Origin of the sequence: Mesorhizobium sp. M6A.T.Cr.TU.016.01.1.1, from assembly GCF_003952585.1 — a bacterium.
In the GTDB taxonomy this organism is placed as follows: Bacteria; Pseudomonadota; Alphaproteobacteria; order Rhizobiales; family Rhizobiaceae; genus Mesorhizobium; species Mesorhizobium mediterraneum.
On the sequence record NZ_CP034452.1, the window covers coordinates 4,086,539 to 4,113,443 of the forward strand.

Here is a 26,905-nt window from a genome sequence, read left to right on the forward strand (position 1 = left end):
GATCGGGAATTTCAGGAAAGGCGCGCGCCTCTTGCCGCCCATCGGTCGCCCATGAGACATTCTCCGACCAGGCGACCTGGATGCGTCGCCGTGGTCAAGTTCGGGAGGAACGGAGTTGGGTAGCCTCGATCGCTCGCTGATTGCCGGGTTGTCTGTCTTTGAAGGCATAGCCGCCACGGATCTCGACCGTATTGTCGGCCAGGCCCGGTCACAGAGGATTGCCAAGGACCACCCGGTGTTCCAGCAGGAGCAGGAAGCACATTCGTTTTTCCTGCTGCTCGACGGACATGTGCGCGTCGTGAAATCGACGCCTGACGGCCACGAGGTGACGGTGCGATACATAAGTCCAGGCGAGTTGATGGGCATCGCCCATGCGCTTGGCCGCACCACTTATCCGGCAAATGCGATAGCTGCCGTCGATTGCGTAGTTCTTGCCTGGCCGAGCCGCCTGTGGCCGGCGTTCGCCGCCGATTTCCCCAGTTTCAGCGCCAACACCTACAAGGCCGTGGGCAGCAGGCTGCAGGATGCCCATACGCGCGTCATCGAGATGTCCACCGAGCAGGTGGATCAGCGCGTCGCCCATGCGCTGCTCAAGCTGATCAAGCAGACGGGCAAAAAGACCGAGGAGGGCATCCTGATCGACTTCCCCATCTCACGTCAGGACATTGCCGAGATGACGGGAACAACGCTCCATACGGTGAGCCGGCTGCTCTCGGCATGGGAAGACCAGGGATTGGTCAAAAGCGGACGCCAGCGGGTGACCGTGGTCGAACCTCACCGACTCCTTCTAATCGCGGAGGGCCGTGAAGAAAAAGGCTAATCCGGGACGCCGGCGTTCGTCACCGCCAGCAGGTCGCAACGGAGTTCTTCTTCACTCAGATCGTGCTCCCGTGCCGCGTCGGAAACTGTGTGAAACGAAGCAATCGGGCAGCCGACGCAAAGCATGCCGTGCTGGAGCACGACCCGGATGGCCGCCGGCGACCTACTCATGATTTCGTCCATCGTCGCATCGTCGCTGAATTTGTGTTTCATGCTGCTTGTCCGCGCTTTGGAAGCGGACATATTGCATCCGCTTCGCGGGATGCTCGTTGCGCTGAGACAAAGAGGAAACAGGCCGATGCACCCTCATCACGGTTGAACGGCGCAGATCGTCGACCGCGTCAGGAACCGCTTCTCCCGCCCGTTGTCCAGCGAGAACATGCCGCCGCGGCCAGGCACCACGTCGATAATGAGGTCGGTATGTTTCCAGGCCTCGAATTGCGACGCACCGATGTAGAACGGCGTTTCGCCGATGTGACCGAGCAGCACGTCATGGTCGCTGACGATGAAGCCGGCACGCGGATAGCACATCGGCGAAGAACCATCGCAGCAGCCGCCGGATTGATGGAACAGCACCGGACCGTGCTCGGCCACGATCTCCGCGATCAATTCAAGCGCTGCCGGCGTTGCCGTGACCTTGGCATGCATCGCTTTTTTCGATTTCCAGTTTGGGCGCGGCCCCCTGCGGAGCCGCGCCTGTGAGCCAAAAGGCGATCAGAAGAAGCCGAGCTTCTTCGGGCTATAGCTTACCAGCATGTTCTTGGTCTGCTGGTAGTGGTCGAGCATCATCTTGTGCGTCTCGCGTCCGATGCCGGACTGCTTGTAGCCGCCGAAAGCTGCATGTGCCGGATAGGCGTGATAGCAGTTGGTCCAAACGCGCCCGGCCTGGATTGCCCGGCCGAAGCGATAGGCACGGTTGGCATCTCGCGTCCAGACGCCGGCGCCGAGGCCGTAGAGAGTATCGTTGGCTATCGCCAGCGCTTCGTCGTCGTCCTTGAAGGTCGTAACCGAAACCACCGGCCCGAAAATCTCCTCCTGGAAGATTCGCATCTTGTTGTGGCCCTTGAACACCGTCGGCTTGACGTAGTAGCCGCCCGCCAAATCGCCGGGCAGCACATTGCGGGCGCCGCCGGTCAAAACCTCGGCTCCTTCCTGGCGGCCGATGTCGATGTAGGACAGGATCTTTTCCAGTTGCTCGGACGAGGCCTGGGCACCGATCATCGTCGCCGGGTCCAGCGGATCTCCCTGCACGATCGCCTCGACGCGCTTGAGGGCGCGTTCCATGAACGTGTCGTAGATCGATTCGTGAATGAGCGCGCGGCTCGGGCAGGTGCAGACCTCGCCCTGGTTCAGCGCGAACATGACGAAGCCTTCGATCGCCTTGTCGAAGAAATCGTCGTCCTCGGCGACGACATCCCTAAAGAAGATGTTGGGCGACTTGCCGCCCAGTTCCAGCGTGACCGGGATCAGGTTCTGGCTGGCATATTGCATGATCAGCCGGCCGGTCGTGGTCTCGCCGGTAAAGGCGATCTTGGCAATGCGCGGTGACGATGCGAGCGGCTTGCCGGCCTCGAGGCCGAAGCCGTTGACGATGTTGAGCACGCCCGGCGGCAGCAGATCGCCGACAAGATCGGCCCACAGCAAGATGGCGGCCGGCGTCTGCTCGGCAGGCTTCAGCACGACGCAGTTTCCGGCGGCAAGCGCGGGAGCAAGTTTCCAGCATGCCATCAGCAGCGGGAAGTTCCAGGGGATGATCTGGCCGACCACGCCGAGCGGCTCATGGAAATGATAGGCGACGGTATCGTCGTCGATCTGGGAAAGGCTGCCTTCCTGGCCACGCAAGGCGCCAGCGAAATAGCGGAAATGGTCGATGGCCAAAGGCAGGTCAGCCGCGGTCGTCTCGCGGATCGGCTTGCCGTTATCCCAGGTTTCGGCGCGAGCGAGGAGATCGAGGTTTTCCTCCATGCGGTCGGCGATGCGGTTGAGCATGAGCGACCGCTCGGCAACGCTGGTGCGTGCCCAGGCGTCCTTGGCGGCATGGGCCGCGTCAAGCGCTGCCTCGATGTCCTGCGCATCCGAACGCGCCACTTCGCACAGCAACTGACCGTTCACCGGCGAGTAGTTTTCGAAGTAGCGGCCGGAGCGCGGCTCGGCCCATTTGCCACCGATGAAATTGCCGTAGCGCTTGTCGAAGGGCGCCTTGACCGAGCGTGAGAATTCAACCTTGTTCATGTGTCTTCCTCCCAAAGCTGACGTCGCGGGATGCGACGCTTCGGAAGAGAGACTTGCGATTTCCGCCGCGATTGTCACCGTGTCGACGACAGTGGCCGAGCGGGATGTGTCGCAGAATTGCGACAGTCAGGCGAGGATTCGAAGGTCAGTGAGACCGGTGGACATCCAGGCGGTTGAGCTTGCGATGAAGCGTCGCGCGGCTGATGCCAAGCGCCTGAGCCGCAGCCGACACATTTCCGTCTGCGCGCGCGAGCGCCCGCTGGAGAACACCGCGCTCCGCTTCGGCGAGAACTTCGTGGCCGCTCTCAGCCCAACCGAGCAGATCGGTTGCGGGCATCGGCTTGTCGAGACAATGTTGGGTAATTCCAAGCGCCAGGCGAGCCGACCGGGTCGCGCCGACCACAAGGTCGTCCGCATCAACGGCGATCAGCGCCTTGTCGGTCACCGGCGCCAAAAGAATTCGCGCCTTGGGAAACGCCATCCTGAAGTTCTCGGCCTCGATCCGACGCACCGCGTCGACCACTGCCACCGAAATAAGACTGGCAAAGGCCTCGGTCAGATCGGCCCGGCAGGAAGAGACGTCAAGCGCGGCCACAAGATTCCCTTCATGATCGTAGATTGGAGCAGTGGTGCAGCTCAGCCCCGTGTTGCGCGTTTGAAAATGCTGGTCGCGGTGGATCGTCAGCGCACGCTGTTCGACCAGACAGGTGCCGATCCCGTTGGTGCCCTGGCTCTCCTCGTTCCAGACGGAGCCGGTCCACAACCCCCAGGAATGAAACGTCTCGTCATCCACAGGCGCGCCGCGCCGTTCTACTGGCACCCCGTTGCGATCGGCGAGCAGGACACAGCACCCGACCCCGCCCACCGCAAAATAGAGTCTGTCGAGGCTCGATTGGGCAGCCCGAATGAGCGGCTCGATGCGTTGTCGGGCCTCCCCCAATTCCGCATCCGTTAGGTAGCGGGGAGGACTGCGATCGGCTGGATCGAGCCGGTGCAAACTGGAAGACCGCCGCCAGGAGGCAACCAGCGCGGACTTCGCCGCCGCGTCCGAAGCGATCGCGGCCTGAATGCGATCGGCATGATGACCGGATAGATCCTCGCCCATGCTATCCTCCCATCCCCGCTTCTTGTCGCACCAGGTTCCGATTTCAATCACCGCGTTGTCAATTCGACAGAAGAACCAGATGGGGTAAATCCTCTATGTTCTCCTGGCAGTTAGTGATTTTGGCCAATCGATAGTCGTTCCTCGCCGGTGCCCCCAAAGCCTACCAGCACGAATTGGGCATTCATTGATCGAGAGCAAAGAGGAACGACCATGACCAGCCGCGGGACCGTGCGGAACAATACGGGAAGCTTTTTGATTTTGGCCCACGAAAAAGTCAATGAAATCAACGGCTTTAATGCATCTTCCGGGCCCACCATTCAGTCTGCTCGATTTCCGGGTTTTTCCCCCGTCTCAGAATAGCAGCGACATTTCCGCGGGTTAGCGCCGGGTAGTTGGCAACACTTGACCACGATCCAAGGGCAGGAGAAGCGATCTTGTGCCTGTTTCTATCCTCTATTTTCGCTCCTGTTCGTCGGCCGGCCGACGACCCCAGCGGCGATCGGCTAGATGCGCTTTTCTGCGCGATCCAGACGGCTTGGGCGTGGACGATGTGAAGCGAGCGTACGGCGCGCCGGAACATCTCGATCCGCTCGAGGGATGGATCGCCGATCCATCCCTCCGCGAGATTCGGGAACCCGCCGGTCCGGCTTCAGTCTGAACCCGGCGCCTCATCGGCTCGGCGTCTACTCGGCTGCGCCGCTCTCGGAAGCCAAGGTCGGGCCGGCTTCAGGCCGCCTGCGCCGGAATGTCCTGCGCAGAGCAACGTAGAAGACCGGCGTCAGGAAGAGGCCGAACAATGTCACGCCCAGCATGCCGGAGAACACGGCCGTGCCGAGCGATTGGCGCATTTCCGCGCCAGGCCCGCTGGCGATCACTAGCGGCACCACGCCCAGGATGAAGGCGAATGCCGTCATCAGGATCGGCCGCAGCCGCAGCCGGCAGGCCTCGACAGCCGCCTCGACGGCGTCAAGGCCACGCTCCTCACCTTGGCGCGCGAACTCGACGATCAGGATCGCGTTCTTCGCCGCCAGGCCGATGAGCACGATCAGCCCGATCTGCACGAGGATGTTGTTGTCGAGACCGCGGAAGGCGACGCCCAAGAGGGCGGCCAGCACGCTGAGCGGGACGATAAGCACGATCGCGAATGGCGTAATCCAGCTTTCGTATAGCGCGGCGAGCACCAGAAAGACGAACAGAACCGACAGGCCGAAGATGAACACCGCCGTGTTGCCGGTCTGCCGCTCCTGGAAGGCGAGTTCAGTCCATTCGAAGGAAGTGCCCTGCGGCAGCGATTCGGCTGCGATCCCCTCCATCAGGTCGAGCGCCGTGCCCGTGGCGACACCCGGCGCTGCATTGCCCTGAAGCGGCACGGAGACATACATGTTGTAGCGTTGCACGAGCGAGGGACCGGTGACGTCGCGGATCTCGACCAGTGTGCCGAGCGGCACCAGGTCGCCGGCCGCCGAGCGCACCTTCAGCTTCAATATGTCGTCGCGATCGATGCGGAAAGCCTGGTCGGCTTGCGCCCGCACTTGGTAGACGCGACCGAAAGCATTGAAATCGTTGACGTAGGCGGTGCCTAGATTGATCGACAGCGTCTCGAAGATGTTGGGGATCGGCACGTTCAGCATGCGCGCCTTGTCGCGGTCGATCGCCAGGAAGAATTGCGGGCTGGAGGCCGAGAAGGTGGTGAAGACGCCCGTCAACCCGGGCGTCTGGTTGGCCTTGCCGGCGATTTCGTTGGCCAGCGCCAGAATCGGCCGCATGTCGGCGCTGTTGCGCTCCTGGAGCATCATCTTGAAGCCGCCGGAGTTGCCGATGCCCCGCACTGGCGGCGGCGGCAGCGCGATGATGAAGGCCTCCTGGATGCTTTGCAGGCTGCCAAACAGCGTGCCGATGATCTTGTCGGAAGTATCGCCGCTCTCGAGCCGTTCCTCGAAGCTCTTGAATGGCGCGAAGATCACGCCGGAATTGCTGGCGTTGGTGAATGTCGCGCCGTTGAATCCTGCGAAGGCGACGGCATTGGCGACACCCGGCGTCTCGCGGATGATATCCGACGCCTTCTGGATGATTGCGTCCGTTCGGGCGAGCGAAGAGCCCTCCGGCAATTGCACGACGACGATCGCATAACCCTGGTCCATGTTCGGGATGAAGCCACGCGGCACCGTCTGCAGCATGTGATAGGTCGCGTAGAGCAGTCCTGCGAAGACGAGCAGCATGGCGGCAAGCGCCAGAGCCGTGCCGACCAGTCTGTGCACCAGCCACGCATAGCCGTCCGCCATCCTGTCGAACCCGTTGTTGAACCCGTTCGCCAGAGCGCGGCCGAACCTTGCCAGGAAGAAGTTCGAATGTTCCTCGGTGTGCGGCTTGAAAAGGACGCCAGCGAGAGCCGGCGAAAGCGTCAGCGAGTTGAATGCGGAGATCGCGGTGGAGACCGCGATGGTGATGGCGAACTGCAGGTAGAACTGGCCGGAAATCCCGGGAATGAAAGCCGCCGGAACGAAGACGGAGATCAGCACCAGCGAGATCGCGAGGACCGCGTTTCCCACTTCATCCATGGTCTTGTGCGCAGCGGCGCGCGGGGCGAGCCCCAGCCGGATGTTCCGCTCGATATTTTCCACAACCACGATGGCGTCGTCGACAACGATGCCGACCGCCAGCACCAGCCCGAACAGAGTGAGCATGTTGAGCGAGAAGCCGAAGGCGAGCAGCACGGCAAGCGTGCCGATCAGCGAGACCGGTATCGCCACGATCGGCACGATCGCCATGCGCCACGACTGCAGGAACACGATGATGACGATCACCACCAGCAGGATCGCCTCGGCGATGGTGACATAGACCTCGTTGATAGATTCAGCGATGAACTCGGTCGGATTGTAGATGATCTCGTAGGCCAGCCCCTTCGGGAAATCCTCCGAAAGCGCCGCGATGGTCTCCTGGATTTCTTCCGCCGAGGCCAAGGCATTGGTGCCCGGCCGCTGGAAGATGCCGAGCGCCACCGCCGCCTTGTTGTTGAGATAGGAATTGGTGACGTAGTCCCTGGCGCCGAGCTCTATGCGCGCCACATCCTGCAGGGAGATCAAGCGGCCGTCCTCGGTCGACTTGACTATGACGTAGCGGAAGTCGCGCGCGTCTTCGAAGCGCCCTTGCGTGGTGACCGTATACTGGAAGGCCGAGCCGTCGCCAATCGGCGGCGCGCCGATCGAGCCGCCCGACACCTGGACATTCTGGTCGCGCAGCGCCTGGACTACGTCGCCTGCGGTCATTCCGTAGGCGGACAGCTTTTCCGGGTCGAGCCAGACGCGCAGCGAATATTCGCGCTCGCCGAAGATCTGCACGTCGCCGACGCCGTCCAGTCTCAGCAGGACGTCGCGCACGCGCGAACGCGCATAATTCGAGACGTAGAGCTGATCATATGTGTCGTCGGGCGACAGCATATGAATGACCATCATCAGGTCGGGCGAACTTTTCGCCGTGGTGATGCCGAGCCGGCGCACCTCTTCCGGCAGGCGCGCTTCGGCGATCGAGACGCGGTTCTGGACCAGCACCTGCGCCGCGTCGAGATCGGTGCCGGGGCGGAAGGTGATGGTGAGCGACATCGAGCCTTCGCCGGAGGAATACGACGACATGTAGAGCATGTGCTCGACGCCGTTGATTTCCTGTTCGATCGGCGTCGCCACGGTCGCGGCGACCGTCTCGGCGTCGGCGCCCGGATAGGAGGCGCGCACCACGATGGTCGGTGGCGCGATTTCGGGATATTGCGCGACCGGAAGCTGCGTATAGGCGATGCCGCCGACGAGCACGAGCACGATCGACAGCACCACTGCGAAGATCGGGCGGTTGACGAAGAAATGGGCGAAGTTCATTGCGTCTGCCCTTCGGCTTCAACCTTGGGCGGCAACGTGGTCATCTCGGGCTTGACGGTGACGCCCGGTCGCACTCGCACCAGCCCGTTGGTTACCACGGTCTCTTCGCCGGTGAGGCCCTCGCGGATAACGCGATAGCCGTCAATGCGCGGGCCGGTGCGCACCGGCTTGGCCGAGATCAGGCCTGCCTCGTCGACAACGAAGACGATGCGGCGGTTCTGGTCGGCGCCGATCGCCTCATCAGGCAGAAGCACGCCCGGATGAGGCAGCGAGGCGGGCACGTTGATGCGGCCGAACATGCCCGGCTGCAGCACGCCGTCCTTGTTGTCGAAGCGCGCCCTGACCCGCATCGTGCCGGTAGCTTCGTCCAGACGGTTCTCGGCGAAGTCGAGCTTGCCCTTGAACGTCGCTTCATCACGGTCGGCGACACGGACGACAACATCGACGCCGCCGGCGCCCTCCTGCATGACGCCGCCGCGCTCGCGGGCGTCGCGCGCATAAGCGAAGTAGGACCGCTCATCGATGTCGAAATAGAAGTCGATCGGGTCGATCGAGACGATGGTGGTCAGCACGGTCTGGTCGGCCTGCACCAGATTGCCCGGCGAGACGAGCCGGCGGTTGACCCGGCCGGAAAACGGCGCCTTGATCTCGGTGAATTCGAGATCGAGACTTGCGTTTTCAAGTGCCGCCTCCGCGCCGTCCAGTTGCGCTTGGGCGGCGAGATATTCGCGGCGGCGGTCGTCCAGTGTCGAAACCGGTATGTTGCCTTCGCGCGACAGGGTCTCGGCGCGCTCGAACTGCATCTTGCTGAATTCGACCAGGGTCTTGGCCGAGTCGACCTGCGCCTGCGCCTGGTTCAGCGCCGCCTTGAACGGCCGCTGGTCGATGGTGAACAGGAGGTCGCCCCGCTTGACCAGCGTACCGTCCTGGAAATGGACCTGGTCGAGATAGCCGCCGACGCGGGAGCGCAGCGAAACCTGGTCGACGGCTTCGAAACGGCCGACGAACTCATCGTCCTCGACGATATCGCGCACCACCGGCTTGGCTACCGTGACGACGGGCGCGGGAGGCGCTTCCTGCGCCTGTGCGGCCGGGGTCGCGAGCAAGCCAATCGCCGCGAAGGCCGCGGCGGCGAGCCATTTTGCAGGGACGTTTCTGCTGGAGGGGGCGGCCAGAGAATCGTGGCGGAGGCGTGCAGTGTGAACCATGGTTACCCCTCGTAATCGGCCCTTCATGCGAAGCCATAACATCTAGGCAGCGGGTGTACCGCACAAATCAATCTTTTTGAACTGACCGCCACAACCGACAGCCTGCGTTTATCCGCGCTGCGTAAGCATCGCCATGCGCTCGAGCTAAAGCGTATCTGACAAGCCATTGCGCATCCCGACGTGCGGCGGTTCTGTCGGGAGGACTGGTTGAGCCTTTTTCTCCTTCTCGTCGAAAGCACTGGACGCAGACCTAACTCAAGAATTCTGGCTTCGAAAGACCTCCATGCAGTGCGTGCGGTGATCGGAGGCGACGACGTGCGAATAGGCGGGTTTTTTGACCCATTGCCGACTTTGCTTGCTGCCGGAATGAATGTCCGGTTGCCGAGACAACTTGCGCCGCTCGCCTGCCCTTGGGTGCTTGTGATGACATGATACCGATGACCGATGACCCCGCAAAACACGTCGCTCTCCGGGCTGGGAACCGCACGGCTCGCGGCAAAGGAGGAACGCTATGGCGGTCGTGGCACCGTCGTGGACACCGAGGCGCGATCATGTCCGTGACGTGCAGTGCTCCAGCGACGGTGCTGGCGATCTTCCGATGGTTGTGCGCACACTGCCGGGCGGCTTTCGCCATGGGCTTGGGATCTCGCCTCCGACGTATTTTGCCGGTTTCACCTGCCGAAAAACGGACCCGTCGCCTCCTACAATTGCAGCGAAGCGACCCGAACCGAGCCCGGGTGCCAAGCCCCGAGTTCGATTGTGCAGCGCCGCAGCCAGCTCGACGCCCCAAGCTCCGCGAGGTTATCGTTTCCGACTGCACCAAGCTCGGGCCGGCTGACACAACCCCTCGACGGGCCGCGAAGTAGCAGGATCTATCACTACTCAGTCAGCCTTCCGCTGCGGTGCCCGAGCGCCTGCCTCGCAGCATACATGGTCGGTGAGCGCTTGCCCGGAAGGTTGGCCTCGAGAACAAGCTGTTCGACAAAGCCTTGGTTAATTTCAATCTCCACGCATTGGTCGAGTTTATCAACGATCCAGACAGCATAACCTGCATCTTCTTTCAATTTGTAGTCGGAGTCATCCTTTGGAATCTCCAATTCTGGGAACTTATTAACTAGCATTATCTTGGGTTTTGGCAGGTCAAATGTATGACCTTCGTAGGCGTAGCCGACAATCAACCCGCAAGAAAGCTCTTTCTCTGGCTTGCTGCCCAGCATATATGTTTGTGCAGTCACAGTCACAACGGCTGTGCCAAATTCCTTTATATCCAATTTAATACTGAAGCTGGCTCTTATCGGTATACTAGGCAAGTTGCCTTGGCCGAGCATTATGCCGCGGCGGACCTTATTCGATGTGGCTTTCTTAAGTACTTCTTTCGCTGCGTTGACTTCCCGTTCGTCGGCGCTAACGTCATGTGCTGTTTGGACATAAATGTTGGTGTTCGAGATTTCGCTGGCCTGTCCGGGAATGGAAATACCAATTTCCGCCTCAATTCCGTAGAGCCTGACCTGCGTTGCATTGTATGCACCGTTGGGGAATGTCAGTGTCGGACGGTGATAGTCGTCACTCATGTCAGTCCTCCTCGCTTTGACAATTCAGTTCATGAAATTTCTCGCCACCTGAAGTTTTCCTCGAACTTAGCGCCCAGCGCTGGCGCGATGCGGCTGCCGGCTTCGGCAATGGCCATCGCGGCATTCTCAAATGTCAGATCGTCCGCATCGAGGCCGGACCAGGCCCGTGCGAGAGCCAGCGCCACGTCGTCCCGCGCGCGGGTGAGCGCGCTCTTGAACAGGAACGGCCTGGCACGGAAGGCCAGCGCTGTGAAATCCGAGATGAGCTGCATGGCGGCCTCGTCGATATCCCTGATGTCGATATCGAGAAGCCGCTCGTCGGCTAGTCCATCACCCACGAGATTTGCGTGATAGGTGTCTACGATCGTATCGAATACCGCCCCCGTGAAAGGCCGCGACCTGTCATGGATTTCGTCGGAGACTTCAGACATGCGGCGCGAATTGCTGGCGAGGCGAATCTGCCGGTCACCGATCAGTTCGGCGATGCGGTTGAGTTCGTTCAGGACGAGGAGGTTGCCGTTGCTGTGGCGGAGCAGCCGGTCGAGACCGCTATCGAAATGCAGGAAGGACAGAAGCGACGTTATGTCGGCGCTCGCCTCATGGAACGACGCGAAGTCGCCGGTCTTCAAGCCATTTGCCGGCACTCCAAAAAGGGAAAACAGAATCGCGTGGCCGACCTCATGCGCAATCGTATCGAAGTTGAGGGCATAGGGATAATTTCGACCGTCGGGCGCCCTGTCCACGCCGAGTTCCAGATAACCGTAGCCAGACTGGGCGTTGTTCCAGTCGACCCACGGAATGATCTCCAGCCGCTCATAGGTTTCGGCGAAGTACCAGGTAATCGGCCGCCCAAGGTAGCTTTCCCAGATGTCCAGGACCCGGCTGACTGCCCCGAAGGCGTGTGCCGCCAGGAACTGACGTGAATTCAATGAAATCCGGTCGAAGTGACCGTCGTAGGCGGGTTCCGCCGACGGGAAGACCTCGCCAACGAAGGGCGGCAGATAGGGATACTCGTAAGGTTCCTTGTCGAGGAGCGGATCGCGGACATAGATGCGATGGTCCTCCGGACCGGGGCGTAACCGGCCCGGCGGGGTCGATATCCAGACGGTCTCGGGTGTGCCGTAATTGGCAAGGTGGGGCACCTGCGGAAATAGCAGGAAGCGCGTGCCGACGGAGCGACTTTCATCGTTGGATCGATCGAGCGTTCCTAGTAGCTCAGCCCCTCTCATTTTAATACATTAGCAAAATCTTACGTATTGTAAATTGAGATTGAGAATTCTCGCCCTGATGCTTTCAAATCTCTAACCCGGCTTCGTCGAGATCCTTAAAGAAAGCCGCCGTCAATTGGAAATCTGGCAGGGGTGCAGGCTCCTTGAATAAACCGTGATCCAATAGCCGGAGTGCATCACGCGCATCCTGCTTCTTTTGCTGAACGAAAGCTGCGGCGAGGATCTCCTGATATTTCTCGACAACGAGATCACCTTCGCATGACAAGGCGTCACCGACCATGCGGGCGAGCGTGCGCTCGCGAAAGTTGAGAGCTCGCGCGGCGCGCTCCAGGCTGGTTCTGTATTCAGCCGAAATGATGCCTCGACGGCAGGCCCTGCGAACAGTCATGCGAAGATCGATCAGCGCGTGGGTTATGGGCGCGGAGTTTACCCCCCATGGTCCGTGCAGCACGGCCACTGCATCGTCAGGCGCAAACGCAAAACGACGATACCACCGGTAGATGAGCCCCACTCCCTGCATGTATGGAAAGAGTTCCGCAGCGCGAAGAGCCCCCATGCTCGCCGCGCCTATTACCGGAACACCTTTCGCTATTGCCCAAAGGATTTCCTTGTGCCGGACCGCCGGCTCCGACTGAAAGCCGCCGTCGATGATGACTATCGCACTCGGATCAAAATGCTGCACGGCCGCAATGATCGAACCCTGCACAGCCGGCGGAAGGCAGATCGCCTCCACCACTTCCAGCACTTCGCCCTGTGACAGGGTGGGACCGGCAAAGACCAGCTTGGGACGCATTTGCCTAGCCATGCAACAGCGGCGTTAAGGCCGGTATGACGATCCTTACGACTGACAGGTCGCCGAGCGGTCTCGTATCGAGCTGAATCATGTACACTGTATCGATTCCTGCGCCCTCGATCTTTGCGAGAAGAGCGGACATCCTATTTCCGGCGCTGGTGTAATTCTGCCCGGCAATCGCATGGAAATGTACGTCGCGAGGGCCGTCGGACAGGAGGCGTCGGTGCGCCGCAATTTTTTGCCAGTCGGGATATTTTGGATAGGACGCGCGCGTCAGGTCATCACGGGCGCCGGAGATCGCCGTCAGTCGCGACTGCGCCGCCTCGTAGATTGCGTGAACGATCGCGGACGCGGCATCGAAACCTGCAGCCGAGCCCTCTGCCGGATGGTGAAGAATTGCAGTTTCCGGCGGCCGATCCTCCATGAGATGGCACCAGATCACCGGTAGTCCCAGCGGTGAGGGGGCGTGCCAAAGCCCGACCAGCAGGCCTTTGGCTTCCAGGCTTTCGAGAAGGCTCGCAACTGTCGGATCGTCGATCGTTCTCGGGTCAATTCGACGGCGCTGGAAAAAGCCATGGATTCGCTCCGCCCGCGTGAGTGCGTCGCGCTCGATGCATTCCATTATCCCGTGCAGAATAGAGTCTGTTTCCTCGAAGGAGGCCGCCAGGCCGGACGTCGATGAAGCGAAGATTTCCTCGTGGGGCCGCGGCGGGAACACGTAGGCAGTGTGTACAAGCTCGAATGGGACCCAATCCTGCAGACCACCCTTGAGGATATTCTCGGCATGAATCCAAGCTATCTCCCTGCTGCGCCAGCCCGGGTCGACACCTGGCTGGAGATGGGCTTCGAATCTTTCAGGAGGAATATTCAGGGAGTCTGCGGAGGCCGCGATGGGGTCGTAGTGCGCCAAGCGCTCGGCAAAGTAGGACTCTGCGGCCTCGAGAATGGCCGATACCGCAGCTTCGGTTCTGGTCGGCCCCTTGCCTTGCGAAACGGAATTTAAAAGGGAGAAAGGCCTGACCGCCTGAACCACGGGTATGTCGAGCACGTCGAGACCTGTGATGTCTGCAATCCGTGTGATGCCCAAGAGCTCGCGCATCGTCATTAGCCGCATGAGTGCTTCGCGCGGCGGAGGACCCGAGCGCTCGTATCGTTCCAGCATGGAGGCTCCCGATCTCCCAGCCGCGCAGGCTAGTGGCGCAGGCTTGGTTCTAGATTGACGAACAACGCCGCACCTTGCTCGATGGCTGATTTCGCCAGGTCGACGCGACTGCGGTACTGCCGGGATAGTTCCTCTGATACGCCCCATGTCCTGAGCATCTCGTATGCATTGAGCAGGATTGGCACCGCGTTTTGCTCATCGGCGGTAGCCAGGCTTTTGGAGAGCGCGGCAACAACCTCCATGCCTGAGGAACCTCTAAGTAGAAGGAGATGGGCCTTTCGCCGATAGAGTTCGGCGAGCCAAGAAAGACTGCCACCTGCTTCGGCTTCCGCAGCCGCGGAAGAGACAAGCGTAAGGGCCTCGTCAGTCTCGCCTGTCCGGGCCAGAAGTTCCGCCAGCATGCCGTAATAGACAGGATAGTCTTCCGGCGTCTGGAGTTCGCCGTGGATCGCGAGGCCCTCTTTGATCTGGTCCCTGCCTTGCTCTACCCGAGCAGCATTTCCTTCGCACCAGCCTTCGAGAATTTGCGCCAAGGCGGCAAGGGAGGGCAGATGGTGGCGCTTCGTCAATTCGCGGATATCGGCGATGACGCCTCGCAGCGCCGAGAAATCGCGGCGATAGCAATCAAGCATCGCTTCGTTGATGTAGACATGGGCGATACTACCAACATGCGCCGTTTGCATTGCCCAGCGCCTGGCTTCAGCCAACGACCGAACTGCGCTTGCGGCCCGGCCGGTAAACCATTGAGAGAGACCCCTATGCGACAGGCCGCAGACTCTGGCGTCGTGGCCGCCGAACAGAGTGGCATTCCCTGCCCTTTGGCCCGTCCCATAGAGCGCAAGTCCTTCGTCGACCGCCGCGATGCAGTTCTTGTGATGCCCAAGATTGAATTCGATTGCCCAAACGCAGTGTCTGGCCTGAAACTGCACTTCGGGGTCGTCGACATCCCTGAGGTCGGTGAGGACGGCCCGTGCGCGTTCCCCGTCGATGGTGGGGCCGGTGAACCACCAACCCCAGTAGATCGGAAACCACTTCGCACGCTCGGCGAGTGGCCGCCGCCTGGCGATCTCTACCCCGTCCTCGTAAAGTTTGCGGGCCGGCAGCGAGTTTGGACCTTCCGTGGCTGTAAGTATCGGCCCGAGCGGCATCATCGCGGCGAGGCGCAAAACATCCTGCTTGTCCGGCCCTCTCACTCGCTGGCAAAGGGTCATGGCATGGTCGAGAATCTGTCTCGCCTCGGCCATTGCAGAGCGGACGTAACTTTCCCGGCCGGCTGCGATGAACTGATCGATCGCTTCCTCGATAAGGCCAGCGCGTTCAGCATGTTCTGCCAGTTCAGCCGTACCCAGCCACGGGGCCAGATTTCGGTCGCGGCCGACAGCGGAGAAAAGCGACTGATGGAGGGCCTGCCGTCTCCTCCGCAGCAATGCATTGTAGATTGTCTCCCGGATCAGGGCATGACGAAATCCATAGTCGGGCTCGCCGGAAGGCCTGACCCGGATCAGGAATCCCGCCTCGATGAGGGTGTCCAGTGCATTCCCGATCGTCTCGTCACTGTATTCCGGCAACAGCTTCTGGAGCAATTCCAGATTGAAACGATTGCCGGCGACGGCGGCCGCTCGTGCCACATCCTTTGCAGGGCCCAGGGCTTCCAGCCTGGCTTGAAGGATGCCTTCAAACACCGATATTCGGCTCGATGAGCCGGCCGGCGCAAGGCGATCCGTTATGGAGGCTGCATTCTCGGCGATCCATTGGCAGATTTCCTCGATGAAAAGAGGCACGCCCCCGGTTACCTCCTCCACCATGCTAATGAGTTCCGAATGCGCGGCTGCCCCGATTTCCGGCCGCATGGCCATGATCGCCTGTCGCGTTTCCTCGCGATCGAGCGGCTTCAAAGTAATATGCGGCAAGTCCCGGAACCCTAAATAAGTCCCAGGTCGCGCAGTCATTATGAGAAGCACGGGCACCCTATGGATGAAGAGTGCAAGTTCCGCCAGCAATTGCCTCGACGTGAGGTCGATCCAATGTATGTCTTCGACAACCAGGATGAGTGGTCCGTGTTCGCATATGGCTTCTATGCTTCTGCGAACTGCCCAGGCGGCTTTCTCCCGGATGACCTTGAGATCAGCCTCCTTCAGACCGGGATTCGACCCTTCAGCCCCAAGTAGAAACGAGAAGATGTCGACCACTTCGTCATCGTGAACGCTTTGATTTGCGAAGACCTGCGCTACGTCTGAAGTCTCCAGCCGACCCTCTTTGCCAGCCAGGTCACTCCGAACATTTTGCAGCAGAGGATAAAGGGCCGAGTGGGAGCCGCCGGGCTGACATTGAAAAAGCAGCAATTTTGCCCGCTGAAAGCGTGTCTTCTTGCGGACTTCATAAAGCAGGCGAGACTTGCCGATACCGGCCTCACCCTGAACTAAAATGGCGCCGCCCTTGCCGGCGACGGCATCATGCCAACATGCGGCGATGGTGGCCAGTTCGTCCCCACGGCCTATAAACGTATTGTTCAAACGCCCGAAGGCGAAGAAGCGGTCAACGTCCCGCTTGTGGCTGATGGCACGCCAAATCCGCTCCGGCTCCGCGAAACCCTTAATAACGTGAATGCCACGAAAACTGAAAACGTGGGACCGCCGCGCCAGATTTCGGGTCTCATCGGACACCAATATTGCATCCGGCTGAGCCATAGCCTGGAGCCGCGTCGCCATGGCCAAAGCAGGGCCGGTGACGCTGGCATGCGCCGGGTCACCGCCGTCCCCGTGAACGAGGGTCATGGATGTGGCAATCCCGACCCGAACATGTAGGTCCGTATGGTCTTTCTCCAGCCCGACCCGCTTGCACGCTTCAATGATTTCGAGTCCTGCCCGGATCGCTTGCGAAGCCGCGTCCTTTGCCTCCATCTCTGCCGGAAAAAGTGCGACACCGCCGTCGCCGGCCTCGCTGTCGACAACGCCCGAGCACGAAGAGATTGCCTGTCTTGCCGCACGCCGAAAGGCCGACATCAGTTCTTCATAGTCCTCGATATCCAAAACTGCGAGCAGGTCGGTTGATCCGACCAGATCATAACAGAGAGCTGTCATAACGCGCCGCTCGCTGCGAACGTCGGACACACTACTGTCGACCTTGCTCAGAACGCCCTTGGCAAGGGCCACGATTGGAGGCTCTACTCGACCCTTTTCCGACATGCTGCGGTGCCTTGGCTGGCGGAGTGGGAGCGATACTATCAAATGCGCTAATATTCACCAGAGCGCTCGGACGACCCTCATCATAAGCGATACTTCGGACGATGTGCGTCACGCTCCCTGACGCCGGTTAGCCTGATGGCATCTTCTCGAACGTCTTCAGCCCGGTTTCCATCCTGTCCCAGGGGAGGGCCCGGATACCGTACGTCACCACGGTCGGATTGAACCGGCCCGGATCGTCAAGGCTTGCTGCATGGACCGTGATCGGGTCCGGCATGGCGGTGTACGTCAGGTAGACAGGGGTTCCGCAGACCGGGCAGAAGGAATGGATTTTCACATTCCCGTTGTCCGCCGCGACACGCCACTCCGTCGTCGTGCCGGTGATCGTCACGTCCGCTCGCGACGAAAACGTCAGATAGGATCCATGACCGGTGCCGCTTCTTTTCTGGCAATCACGGCAGTGGCAGTGGTTCTCGAAGATGGGGGTTGCCTTAGCCTCGTAGCGAACCGCGCCGCACGCGCATCCGCCGGTGTAGAGAATGCTCATGTGCTCGGCTCCCTGTTTCGCGGTCAGGCCGCCCGTTCGGACGCGCGCGGCTTCGCGAAGACATCGATCGCTTGACCCGTTTCGAGGAAGGATTTCAGGCTGGAGAGGACGATCGGCCAGCCGCGCTTGATGCCGTTCGCCATCCCGCTACCGGCTTCGAGCTCGTCATGGGTGACGGTCAGCCGGACCATGGCCTCGTATTCCTCGACCTCGAAGGTCACCCGGCTGTAGCTCGCCGGATCGGACGCCTGCGAAGCGTTTGCCCAGGTGATCACGAGACGGGTCGGCGCGGAGATCTCGACGACCTTGCCGACGAGCTCGACGCTCCGCTCATCATTGGCGCGGATATGCTCCCAGCTCGAACCGGGCTTCCAGTCAGAGACGTTCTCGTGGCCCCAGTAGCGCCGTGCGAGGTCTGGTTTCGTTATGGCCTCAAACACCTTTCCCGGCGTCGAAACGATATAGTAAGTAAAGCTGATCGCTTCCTTGGTCATTGCTAGGCTCCTTTTTGTTTCACGAGCATAGATAGATGGGGGAACCGCGATCGTGTGAGTGACAATCGTGTCGCGAATGGCTTCTGATATGACAGAAGGTTGATGCATGATGCGCTGGCACCTTGCTCATGGACGGCATCTCGATCTTGGCGCGAAATCGTTGCTGATGGGGATTTTGAACGTCACGCCCGACAGTTTTTCCGACGGGGGAGAATTCGATCGGCCGGAGCGGGCGCTCCAGCAGGCGCGGCGCATGATCGGCGAGGGTGCGGCGATCATCGATGTCGGCGGCGAGTCCACCCGGCCCGGCGCCGGCGCCGTTTCGGCGCAGGAGGAACAATCGCGCATCCTGCCGGTCATCGAGGCGCTGTCGTCCGACGGCAGCAGCCTCGTTTCCGTCGACACCTATCGGGCCGAGACGGCGCGTCTGGCGGTCGCGGCGGGCGCACATATCGTCAACGACGTGCATGGCTTGCAGCGCGAACCAGACATCGCGCACGTCGCGGCGGAAACCGGCGCCGGTCTCGTCATCATGCACACCGGGCGAGACCGCGAAAAACTGGCGGATGTGATCGCCGACCAGTTCCTGTTCCTGAACAGATCGCTGGAGATCGCGCGCCATGCCGGCATCCCAGATGATCGGATCGTGCTGGACCCGGGCTTCGCCTTCGCCAAGGATGGAGAGGAAAACCTTGAGCTCATGGCTCGCTTCGGCGAATTGCGCGCTCTCGGTTTTCCATTGCTGGTCGGCACGTCACGCAAGCGTCTTGCCCGTCACCTGGTCGGCGGAACTGACGAGGGGCGCGACGTCGGCACAGCGGCGACAAGCGTCATCCTGCGGTTGAAGGGCGCTTCGATCTTTCGCGTGCACAATGTCGCGGTCAACCGCGATGCGCTGGCCTTCGCCGACGCGGTGCGCGAGCGCGAGCGCGAGACCGTGGAATAGAAGAGCGCGTCAGGCGGGCTCGGTCACGACGCCGATCCGCCGGTAGACGAATTGTTCGTCCTTCGAAGGAACTGCCGCAGCACGCTGGGCTTCGTCGATCAGCATTGCCATGCGCGCATGGATCGGCGATTTCGCGCAAGCCGGGTCCGTCGCGGCGGCATCGCCGGCGATTGCCATCGCCTGGCAGCGGCAGCCGCCCCAGTCGATTTCACGCCGTTCGCAGCTGCGGCAGGGCTGCTGCATCCAGTCGGTGCCGCGAAAGGCATTGAATGCTGGCGAATCGGTCCAGATATCGGCCAGGCTGCGCGGTCCAAAACGCTCGAAGCTGAGCGACGGGATGGTCTGTGCGGCATGGCATGGCAGCACGGTGCCGTCCGGCGTCACCATGAAGGCGTCTCGCGCCCAGCCGCCCATGCACGGCTTGGGATAGATGGCGAAATAATCCGGCGGGACGAAATCGATGTTCATGATGCCGGTCAGCCGTTCGCGTGCCGCCGCGACGATCTCCGCCTGCCGTTCAACTGCATCACGCTCAGGCATCAGTTGATCGCGATTGGTCAGCGCCCAGCCGGCATACTGCACGTTGGCGATCTCGAGCCGCTCCGCGCCCAGCGAAAGCGCCAGATCGATGAATTCCGGCACCTCCTCGATGTTGTGGCGATGGATCGGCGCGTTGATGGTAAGCGGCAGGCCGGCCGCGCGAGCCCGGCGCGCCGTCTCCAGCTTCTTTTCGTGGCCGCCCTTGTGGTTGCCGATACGGTCGGTGGTCGCGGGCCGTGCGCCTTGAAAGCTCAATTGCAGATGGTCGAGCCCGGCATCGGCAAACGCCTCGATGCGGCCTTCGGCAATACCGACGCCGGCGGTGATCAGGTTGGTGTAGACGCCGCGCGCCGAAAGCCCGGCGATCAATTGCTCAAGGTCGCGGCGCAGCGTCGGTTCGCCGCCGGACAGATGCACCTGGAGAACGCCGAGATCGGCGGCCTGCGAGAACAGGTCGAGCCAGGTCTGTGTATCGAGTTCGCGATTGGCCTTCAGCAATTCGAGCGGATTGGAGCAATAAGGGCATTGCAGCGGGCAGCGATGCGTCAGTTCCGCCAACATGCCGATCGGAGGGAGAAGGGGCTCGCTCATAGCTTCACCAGCAGCTTGTCCGACCATTCCTGCAGGAAGGCGACGACGTCGGCGGCCACGGCCTCCTGTCCGGCGTCATAATCCGCGGCAAGGCCGGCAATGATGTGGCCGACCGTGGACCGTCCATCGCAGCGGCGCAATATGTCGAGGCTGATGTCGTTCGGCCAAAATATTTTTTCGGGCGAAAGCACGGCGAACGCCTGCCGCACCGGGTCGTACTGTATGCGCACGTGCTGCGGCAACGATGGCACCGACTGCGGCGACACAATGGCTCTTTCGCGCAGCGCCATCATAGGGCTGCCTCCGGACGGAAGGCGCCGGGCGGTATGTTTCCCGGCTCGCCATAGGCGTGTTGAAGCGCGTCGAGCATGGCCCACAGTATATCGCATTTGAACACCAATGCATCGATCGCCTGCTGCTGGCGTTCCGCCGTGTCGGCATGACCGAGCACGTAGGCGAGGGCGAAGTCGGCGTCGCGCGAGGCCTGTTCGGGCCGCCGGCTGAAATAGGCCAGGGTGTCCTCGGTGATGTAATCGTATTTGGCCAGCATCGCCGGCACCCGCTCGCCGATGATGAGCGGCGAGAACATCTCGGTCAGCGACGACGCGACCGCCTCGAACAGCGTCCGGTTCGTGCAAAAGGAGAGGTAAGCGCCGACCGCGAAACGTGTCGCCGGCAGCGCCAGCCTTTCGCTCTTCACCGCATCGGCATCGAGACCGAGCGAGGTCGCCAGATGCAGCCAGCGTGCGATGCCGCCGCTCCAGCCGTCCTCACCGTCATGGTCCTCGATGCGCTTGCGCCAGGCGGCGCGAAACGCCGGGTCCTCGGCATGTGCGAGGATCATGGCATCCTTGCGCGGGATGACAGCCTGATAGCAATAGCGGTTCAGCGCCCAGGCCTGCATCTCGGTCCGCGACAGCGCACCGCTGGTCATCCTGTGATGGAAAGGATGGCGGTTGTGATAGCGCTCGGCACCGACCTGACGCAGCACGGCTTCGAGCTGGCTGGAGGACAGGCCGTTCCTGGCCGCGTCGTGGAAATCACTCAAAATTCCATCTCCATCCCGTCGCGGGCGACTTCCCAGCCAGCCGCCTTGACCGCTGCGTGTTCGGCGGAATTCTCGTCCAGAACAGGGTTGGTGTTGTTGATATGGACGAAGACACGGCGGCCTATCCTCACATCGGCCAGGCCGGCGATCGAGCCCGCGTCTCCCGACATTGCCAGATGCCCCATGCGCGCACCGGTTTTTTGGCCGACGCCGGCGGCAATCATCTCGTCGTCCAGGTAAACCGTGCCGTCGAACAGAAGGCCGGCGGCATCGGCTAGGCGCGTGCGCAGGGTAGCATCGATGCGCGCGCAGCCCGGTATATAGAAGACGGAGCCGCGACTGCCGGCGCCGGCGATACGGACGCCGATCGTGTCGCCGGCGTCGGAACTGAAATTGGCATCAGGCCGGCTTCTTTCCTCGAGATAGAGCGCTATCTTCCCGGGCACGGGAAAGCTCTCGACAGCCACGCCGGTGTCGTGGCCGTCTGCGTCGCAGATCGCCAGTTCTTCTCCCGGCGGTAAGATGCGTCGCGGCACGAGCGCCGGATCGAGAACATTGAAAATCGAATTCGCCTCCAGCGTCGCCAGAACCTGTGTCGTTGCATAGATAGCGAAAGGCTGCCGCTCACGCAGGCTGAGCAGGCCGGCGACATGATCGACATCGGCATTGGTCAGCACCACCGCACGGATAGGCGTCGAACGCAGCGGCGCATCGAGCGCGGGCTGCAATTCGGGCGTTTGCGCAATCTGTTGGCGAATATCGGGCGAGGCGTTGAAGAGAACCCAGCCGGCCCCGTCCGCTGACGCGGCGATGCTTGATTGGGTTCGCGAATGCACGCCAGCCACCCCGCTGCGAGCCGCGCGGCTCAGGCGATAGTTGCAATTCCATTGCGGAAAGCCGCCGCCTGCCGCCGAGCCGATGATCTTCAAGCGCATTGCAATGCCCGCTCTGCGGCTTGTTCAACCAGCAACAAATTTTCAGCCGCGAATGGCTTCGCGCCCGCATCGAACGCGTCTACGCCTTCCACGAAGATCTCGCGCGGCAAGAAAGTGCGTGTCCCCGTTGCCAGGGACACGCACCTCTGCGGGCTACTTCTTGGGAGGAATTTCAGCAGGCAGATACCGCGAAATTTCGAAGCCCGCAGCAACTTGGCACATGGTCGGTTTTGTCCAGCTCTTCTTCATGGCATTTCTCCTCTTCTACCAGCCCGAAGGGGCCGATCCTTTTCTCAGTCAACCATTGCTGGGCACCATTGCAATGGCTCGTCCATCAGCTCTCAAAATGGACAAATGAAACGGTAGGTTCTGAAAAATCGAAAAACAAGACGTTCGAAAATAACAATGCTCATGCTTCAATTGCTGATCACGTAAGGCTTCTTCTCCTCCAGCGGAAGGTTTGCACGCTCCCATCCATCGGCGCCGAGCGGATACCAGATCACCGAACTGTAGCCCCATTCGACGGCCCGTTTCGCGGCATTCCAGGACATCCAGCAATTCGTCATGCAATAGAACAGGATAGCGCGCGACTTGTCGGCACCGGCTTCGGCCGCGAGGCCTTGGCGAAAATAGCTGGCGGTCTCCTCGGAGATAGCGCCGTAACCGACGTTGGCCAGCCAGATGCTGCCCGGGATGTCCTTTCTGATCGCCTCTCTCCAAATCGTTCCTGCCGGCAAATTGGCCGGCTTCGGCGTGCTGGGCATGACGTCGAAGAACACCGCCTTCTTCTCCCGCCACAGCGCCTCCGCCTCAGCCGTCGTCACCACGCTTGCGCCTTGCAGCGTCTGCGGCACCGGCGCCCGATATTCGTCCATCCGGTAGCCGCCGGGCTCGGCGATATCGCCAGCCCACATCGGTTCGGTCAGACTGAGAAGGCCCGCAGCGACCAGCAAAATCGTCTCCTTTCCCTTCATACCGGCATCGTCATTGCGTGATCGGATTATCGTGTTCGTCGATCAGCGGCACATTGTAGTCCAGCAGGATCCTGTTGATCTCCGCCTGGTTTTCCCTGATCACCCGGTTGAGCGTCCGCTTCCATTCCTGGTCGGATGGACGCACGCCCATGGTGATACGATAGGACATGCGCGAGCCGGTTTTTTCCTTCACCAGCGGAACGATCGTGAGGTCGGCGCCGAGTTCCTTGGCATAGTAGCCCGCCATCGGTCCCCAAACGACCGCCGCGTCGATCTTGCCGGCGAGCATGTCCTTGATCATGACCTCTCCCATGGAAGGGGTGAGGCGCGTATCCACCGCCAGCGGATAGATTTTTGCCGTTCGCAAGAGCTTGTTGGCAGCCATGTTGGCAGTCGGTGGCGTGCTTTCGACGACACCGATCTTCTTGCCGGTGAGTTTCGGATCCTCGATCGTCTCGACACCTTCCATGCCGTTGCCCTTCGGGTGCACCAGCACATAGGAGGAGCGATAGTAGGCGTTGGTGTTCTGCACCAGTTCGTCGCCCTGGGCATAGCCCATGATGATGTCGCATCGGTTGGCGACCAGCGTGTTGCGCACGAAGCCGGCGACAACGGGAAACCATGTGTAGACGACGGACTTCCGACCGGTTTTCGCTGCAACCAGTTCGGCCAGCTTGTTTTCGAAGCCTTCGCCGCTCTTGTCGGTGAAAGGCATGTTCGAAGGATCGGCGCAGACGCGCAGAATATCGGGGTCGACCAGTTCTCCTGCAGCACCAAGGCCGGCGTCCTGCGCCTTGGCGTTCGAAGGCAGCAAGGCGAGTGCGCCGAGGATCGACAGCACAAAACGCAGCTTCAATGCATCGCAACCAATCATGGCATCACGGCCAATCATATCATCCACCCATACAGGACGCTTCGGCATCCTTCGCTGCTTGTGGCTTGTCTGCTTTCTTCGGCGGTCTGCCGCGGGGCGCCGCACCGTCGGCGCGGGCGCGGAGGTAGACGTAGAGATCGTCCATGTAGCAATAGACGTTCTTGTTGTCGCCAAAGGCAGGCATGACATTCTCCTTGCCGCCGCCGACATTCTTGCGGCCTTCGGCGACAATCGAGAGGAACGTGCCGTAATCCATGGTTTTCAGGCTGTTGACCAGGGCCGGCGCATAGCTCGAACCTGTGCCGTCTGGTCCGTGACAGACATGGCAATCGGAATGATACCGGCGATAACCGCTGAACGTGTACCAATCCACAGTTCCGTTTTCGATCTTGTAGGTCGGATTTCCCTCCGCATCCAAATACTTGCCGTCTTCTTCCGTCACCGCCTTGGCTTTTTCCGCGCTGTCCTGGGCTTGTGCGAGACTTGAGCTTGCCAGAGGCAGCAGAGCCAGAGCGAGAGCGGAAATTACAATGCGAACTGACATTCAGTGTCTTCCTTCATGTGCCACGGACACGGGTTTGCTGTCGTGAAGCGGCATTGATCGATATTTTGGGTGCGCAGCGAAATCGAGAGCCCGGTCCTGGCTTCCCGGTGATCCGGGCTCTCGCTTTTCAAAGCCTTGGTCTTTTCACAAGACCCGAGGCGTGCCTAAGGTTCCCGTGTGTCAGTCCGGGAGACCGAAGACGGTGAGCTGGCCGCCCAGCGTCGTGTAGTCGGCAAGTGCTGCGTAGCCACCGACCGCACCCAGACCAGCGGTCCCAACGACAGCGGTCTCGTCGCCTTGCGCACGGCCCTGATCGACGGCGCCATGCCAGGCAGCGGCGTTATCGGGCGAAAGCAGTCCACCTGCCAGACCGATACCGGCCCATCCACCGACGCCGGACAGAACGGCGATGTACTGCTTGCCGCCATGCTCGTAGGCCGTGATGTTGCCGATGATGCCGGACGGGGTCTTGAACTTGTAGAGTTCATTCCCGTCATGATCGACCGCCTTGATGTAGCCCTCGAGCGTGCCGTAGAAGACGACGTCGCCGTCGGTTGCCAGCGCGCCCGACCACACCGAGAACTTCTCGGGCTTAGACCAGACGATCTCGCCCTTGGCAGCATCCCAGGCAATGAAGTTGCCCATGTGGTCGGCTCCAGGGGGAGGATACATCGACACGGTGGCGCCCACGTAAGGCTGACCGGCAGTGTAGCTCACCTTATAAGGCTCATAGTCCATGCAGACATGGTTTGTCGGCACGTAGAACAGGCCGGTCTTCGGCGAATAGGCCGCCGGTTGCTGGTCCTTGGTTCCAAGCGCCGCCGGGCAGATGCCCGTCGTGTTGGTATCTTCGCCGTTCGCCTGGGTCGAATATTTGGCCACGACCTGCGGGCGGCCATACTGGTCGCTGCTGGGGTCCATGTTGACTTCCGTCGCCCAGTTCACTGCCGGATCGTATTTCTTGGCGACGAGAAGTTCGCCATTGGCGCGATCCATGGTGTAGGCAAAGCCATTGCGGTCGAAATGCACCAGCACGTCGCGCTTGGCGCCGCCGACCTCCATGCCATCGACGAGAATCATCTCGTTGATGCCGTCAAAGTCCCATTCGTCATGCGGGGTCATCTGGTAGAGCCATTTGGCAACACCAGTATCCGCATCGCGAGCCATGATTGTCATGGACCAGCGATTGTCGCCTGGGCGCTGGACCGGGTTCCATGTCGAGGGATTGCCGGTACCATAGTAAACCAGGTTCAGCTTGGGATCATAGGAATACCATCCCCATGTCGTGCCGCCGCCTGTCTTCCACTGCTCGCCTTCCCAGGTGTTCGTGCCGGAATCCTTTCCGACAGGTTTGCCGAGATGGGTGGTCTTCTCGGGATCGATCAGGGTGTCTGCGTCCGGACCTTCCGAATAGGCTTTCCAGGCGAGCTTGCCATCTGCCAGATTGTAGGCGGCCAACCAGCCGCGAACGCCGAATTCAGCGCCGGAGACGCCGACCAGCACCTTGTCCTTGACGACTACGGGTGCTGACGTGCCGGATTCGCCCTTTCCGCCGTCGGTCTGCTCGCCGTTCTTGACTGACCAGACGACCTTGCCGGTCTTGGCATCGAGCGCCACAACGGTGGTGTCGGCCTGGTTTAGAATGATCTTGCCGTCACCATAGGCGACGCCACGATTGACCGTGTCGCAGCACATGATCCCAATAACATTGGGGTCTTGCTTGGGCTCGTATTTCCAGAGGATCTTTCCGTCATTGTTGAGATCGAGAGCATAGACGGTGTTCGGGAACGGCGCGTGGACATACATCACATCGCCGATAATCAGCGGCCCGCCTTCATGGCCGCGCAGCACGCCAGTGGAGAAGCTCCACTTGACCTGCAGGTTCTTCACGTTGTCCTTGGTGATCTGGTTAAGTTTGGAAAAGCGGGTGTTGGCGTAGTCACCCGTCTGCATCACCCAGTCCTTGGGGTTTTCGGCCATTTTCATTAGTTCTTCATTGGCCGACGTCATGTGGACCGCGCCGAACGACATGAGCGCCGCGGTCGTTAGTAGGTAGGCAGTTTTCGCAAATACACGCATCAAAGTCCTCCCAGGGTTCACAATGACGAATCGTCCGTTGAGCCCACGAGGGCTTGCCCAAGCGATTCATGTGGGGGAAGTATTTCCGGCAGCGTGTCACGACCTAAGCCGAATGAGCAGAGGGCACCGTTACTGCCCATCCCACTTGGCCTACGAAAGACTGTCG

Annotated in this window: 24 protein-coding genes; 3 read left to right on the forward strand and 21 right to left on the reverse strand. The window is 60.9% G+C overall.

Annotated features, from left to right (window positions below; translation table 11 throughout):
• Positions 1 to 115: 115 nt before the first annotated feature.
• The gene (locus EJ075_RS19665; RefSeq protein WP_095488979.1) at positions 116 to 820 is read left to right on the forward strand and encodes a Crp/Fnr family transcriptional regulator; all 705 of its coding nucleotides are present in this window, start codon (positions 116 to 118) and stop codon (positions 818 to 820) included.
• On the opposite strand, the gene EJ075_RS19670 is transcribed toward EJ075_RS19665, so the two are convergent.
• From EJ075_RS19670 to EJ075_RS19730, 13 genes are all read right to left on the reverse strand, one after another.
• Positions 817 to 1,032, reverse strand: coding sequence for a DUF1858 domain-containing protein (locus EJ075_RS19670; RefSeq protein WP_095488980.1), 216 nt, complete (start codon positions 1,030 to 1,032; stop codon positions 817 to 819). The two genes, EJ075_RS19665 and EJ075_RS19670, sit on opposite strands and share 4 nt — an antisense overlap.
• Positions 1,033 to 1,128: 96 nt before the next feature.
• A complete protein-coding gene (locus EJ075_RS19675) occupies positions 1,129 to 1,467 on the reverse strand; it encodes a DUF779 domain-containing protein (RefSeq protein WP_095488981.1) in 339 nt (112 codons plus the stop codon).
• A 66-nt stretch (positions 1,468 to 1,533) separates the two neighbouring features.
• Entirely contained in the window at positions 1,534 to 3,051 is a 1,518-nt protein-coding gene (adh, locus tag EJ075_RS19680) for an aldehyde dehydrogenase (RefSeq protein ID WP_126105386.1), read from the reverse strand.
• A 145-nt stretch (positions 3,052 to 3,196) separates the two neighbouring features.
• Positions 3,197 to 4,156 carry a helix-turn-helix domain-containing protein gene (locus tag EJ075_RS19685; RefSeq protein WP_126105387.1) on the reverse strand — a complete coding sequence of 320 codons (960 nt, stop codon included), beginning with the start codon at positions 4,154 to 4,156 and terminating at the stop codon, positions 3,197 to 3,199.
• Positions 4,157 to 4,839: 683 nt separating this feature from the next.
• Entirely contained in the window at positions 4,840 to 8,022 is a 3,183-nt protein-coding gene (locus EJ075_RS19690) for a multidrug efflux RND transporter permease subunit (protein WP_126105388.1), read from the reverse strand.
• On the reverse strand, positions 8,019 to 9,128 hold the full coding sequence (locus EJ075_RS19695; protein WP_245457953.1) for an efflux RND transporter periplasmic adaptor subunit: 1,110 nt from the start codon (positions 9,126 to 9,128) through the stop codon (positions 8,019 to 8,021). The genes EJ075_RS19690 and EJ075_RS19695 overlap by 4 nt, the downstream gene beginning before the upstream one ends.
• Positions 9,129 to 10,108: 980 nt before the next feature.
• Positions 10,109 to 10,801 (reverse strand): hypothetical protein, encoded by a 693-nt coding sequence (locus EJ075_RS19700; RefSeq protein ID WP_126105389.1) that lies wholly within the window; start codon positions 10,799 to 10,801, stop codon positions 10,109 to 10,111.
• Positions 10,802 to 10,830: 29 nt separating this feature from the next.
• A complete protein-coding gene (locus EJ075_RS19705; protein WP_245457954.1) occupies positions 10,831 to 11,943 on the reverse strand; it encodes a hypothetical protein in 1,113 nt (370 codons plus the stop codon).
• Between the two features lie 151 nt (positions 11,944 to 12,094).
• Positions 12,095 to 12,823, reverse strand: a complete 729-nt coding sequence (locus tag EJ075_RS19710) for a TfuA-like protein (RefSeq protein ID WP_164547140.1) — start codon at positions 12,821 to 12,823, stop codon at positions 12,095 to 12,097.
• A 4-nt stretch (positions 12,824 to 12,827) separates the two neighbouring features.
• Positions 12,828 to 13,985, reverse strand: coding sequence for a YcaO-like family protein (locus tag EJ075_RS19715; RefSeq protein WP_164547141.1), 1,158 nt, complete (start codon positions 13,983 to 13,985; stop codon positions 12,828 to 12,830).
• A 29-nt stretch (positions 13,986 to 14,014) separates the two neighbouring features.
• A complete protein-coding gene (locus EJ075_RS19720; RefSeq protein ID WP_164547142.1) occupies positions 14,015 to 17,137 on the reverse strand; it encodes an AAA family ATPase in 3,123 nt (1,040 codons plus the stop codon).
• 160 nt (positions 17,138 to 17,297) lie between these two features.
• Complete coding sequence (locus tag EJ075_RS19725; RefSeq protein WP_126105394.1) at positions 17,298 to 17,714, reverse strand: GFA family protein; 417 nt, start codon at positions 17,712 to 17,714, stop codon at positions 17,298 to 17,300.
• A 23-nt stretch (positions 17,715 to 17,737) separates the two neighbouring features.
• Complete coding sequence (locus EJ075_RS19730; protein ID WP_126105395.1) at positions 17,738 to 18,208, reverse strand: SRPBCC family protein; 471 nt, start codon at positions 18,206 to 18,208, stop codon at positions 17,738 to 17,740.
• 106 nt (positions 18,209 to 18,314) lie between these two features.
• On the opposite strand from EJ075_RS19730, the gene folP reads away from it, so the two are divergent.
• A complete protein-coding gene (gene folP / locus EJ075_RS19735; protein ID WP_126105396.1) occupies positions 18,315 to 19,154 on the forward strand; it encodes a dihydropteroate synthase in 840 nt (279 codons plus the stop codon).
• A gap of 9 nt (positions 19,155 to 19,163) precedes the next feature.
• On the opposite strand, the gene pqqE is transcribed toward folP, so the two are convergent.
• From pqqE to pqqB, 4 genes are read right to left on the reverse strand one after another with little or no spacing between them, the layout of a single operon-like run.
• Positions 19,164 to 20,285 (reverse strand): pyrroloquinoline quinone biosynthesis protein PqqE, encoded by a 1,122-nt coding sequence (gene pqqE / locus EJ075_RS19740; protein WP_126105397.1) that lies wholly within the window; start codon positions 20,283 to 20,285, stop codon positions 19,164 to 19,166.
• Positions 20,282 to 20,578 (reverse strand): pyrroloquinoline quinone biosynthesis peptide chaperone PqqD, encoded by a 297-nt coding sequence (pqqD, locus tag EJ075_RS19745; protein WP_126105398.1) that lies wholly within the window; start codon positions 20,576 to 20,578, stop codon positions 20,282 to 20,284. The genes pqqE and pqqD overlap by 4 nt, the downstream gene beginning before the upstream one ends.
• The gene (pqqC, locus tag EJ075_RS19750; RefSeq protein ID WP_126105399.1) at positions 20,575 to 21,333 is read right to left on the reverse strand and encodes a pyrroloquinoline-quinone synthase PqqC; all 759 of its coding nucleotides are present in this window, start codon (positions 21,331 to 21,333) and stop codon (positions 20,575 to 20,577) included. The genes pqqD and pqqC overlap by 4 nt, the downstream gene beginning before the upstream one ends.
• Positions 21,330 to 22,268, reverse strand: a complete 939-nt coding sequence (gene pqqB, locus EJ075_RS19755; protein ID WP_126105400.1) for a pyrroloquinoline quinone biosynthesis protein PqqB — start codon at positions 22,266 to 22,268, stop codon at positions 21,330 to 21,332. The genes pqqC and pqqB overlap by 4 nt, the downstream gene beginning before the upstream one ends.
• A 220-nt stretch (positions 22,269 to 22,488) precedes the next feature.
• Here pqqB and EJ075_RS33190 point away from each other — a divergent pair, with 220 nt between their 5' ends.
• Positions 22,489 to 22,626 carry a hypothetical protein gene (locus EJ075_RS33190; RefSeq protein WP_164547143.1) on the forward strand — a complete coding sequence of 46 codons (138 nt, stop codon included), beginning with the start codon at positions 22,489 to 22,491 and terminating at the stop codon, positions 22,624 to 22,626.
• Positions 22,627 to 22,684: 58 nt separating this feature from the next.
• Here the strand turns inward: EJ075_RS33190 and EJ075_RS19765 are convergent, their stop codons facing one another.
• The 4 genes from EJ075_RS19765 to EJ075_RS19780 all read right to left on the reverse strand — a co-directional run bounded on the left by EJ075_RS19765 (position 22,685) and on the right by EJ075_RS19780 (position 26,739).
• Positions 22,685 to 23,242 carry a PQQ-dependent catabolism-associated CXXCW motif protein gene (locus EJ075_RS19765; protein WP_126105401.1) on the reverse strand — a complete coding sequence of 186 codons (558 nt, stop codon included), beginning with the start codon at positions 23,240 to 23,242 and terminating at the stop codon, positions 22,685 to 22,687.
• A gap of 10 nt (positions 23,243 to 23,252) precedes the next feature.
• Positions 23,253 to 24,134, reverse strand: coding sequence for a quinoprotein dehydrogenase-associated putative ABC transporter substrate-binding protein (locus tag EJ075_RS19770; RefSeq protein ID WP_245457955.1), 882 nt, complete (start codon positions 24,132 to 24,134; stop codon positions 23,253 to 23,255).
• A 1-nt stretch (position 24,135) separates the two neighbouring features.
• Positions 24,136 to 24,660, reverse strand: coding sequence for a c-type cytochrome, methanol metabolism-related (locus EJ075_RS19775; RefSeq protein ID WP_126105403.1), 525 nt, complete (start codon positions 24,658 to 24,660; stop codon positions 24,136 to 24,138).
• A 180-nt stretch (positions 24,661 to 24,840) separates the two neighbouring features.
• The gene (locus EJ075_RS19780) at positions 24,841 to 26,739 is read right to left on the reverse strand and encodes a methanol/ethanol family PQQ-dependent dehydrogenase (protein ID WP_126105404.1); all 1,899 of its coding nucleotides are present in this window, start codon (positions 26,737 to 26,739) and stop codon (positions 24,841 to 24,843) included.
• Between the last annotated feature and the right edge of the window lie 166 nt (positions 26,740 to 26,905).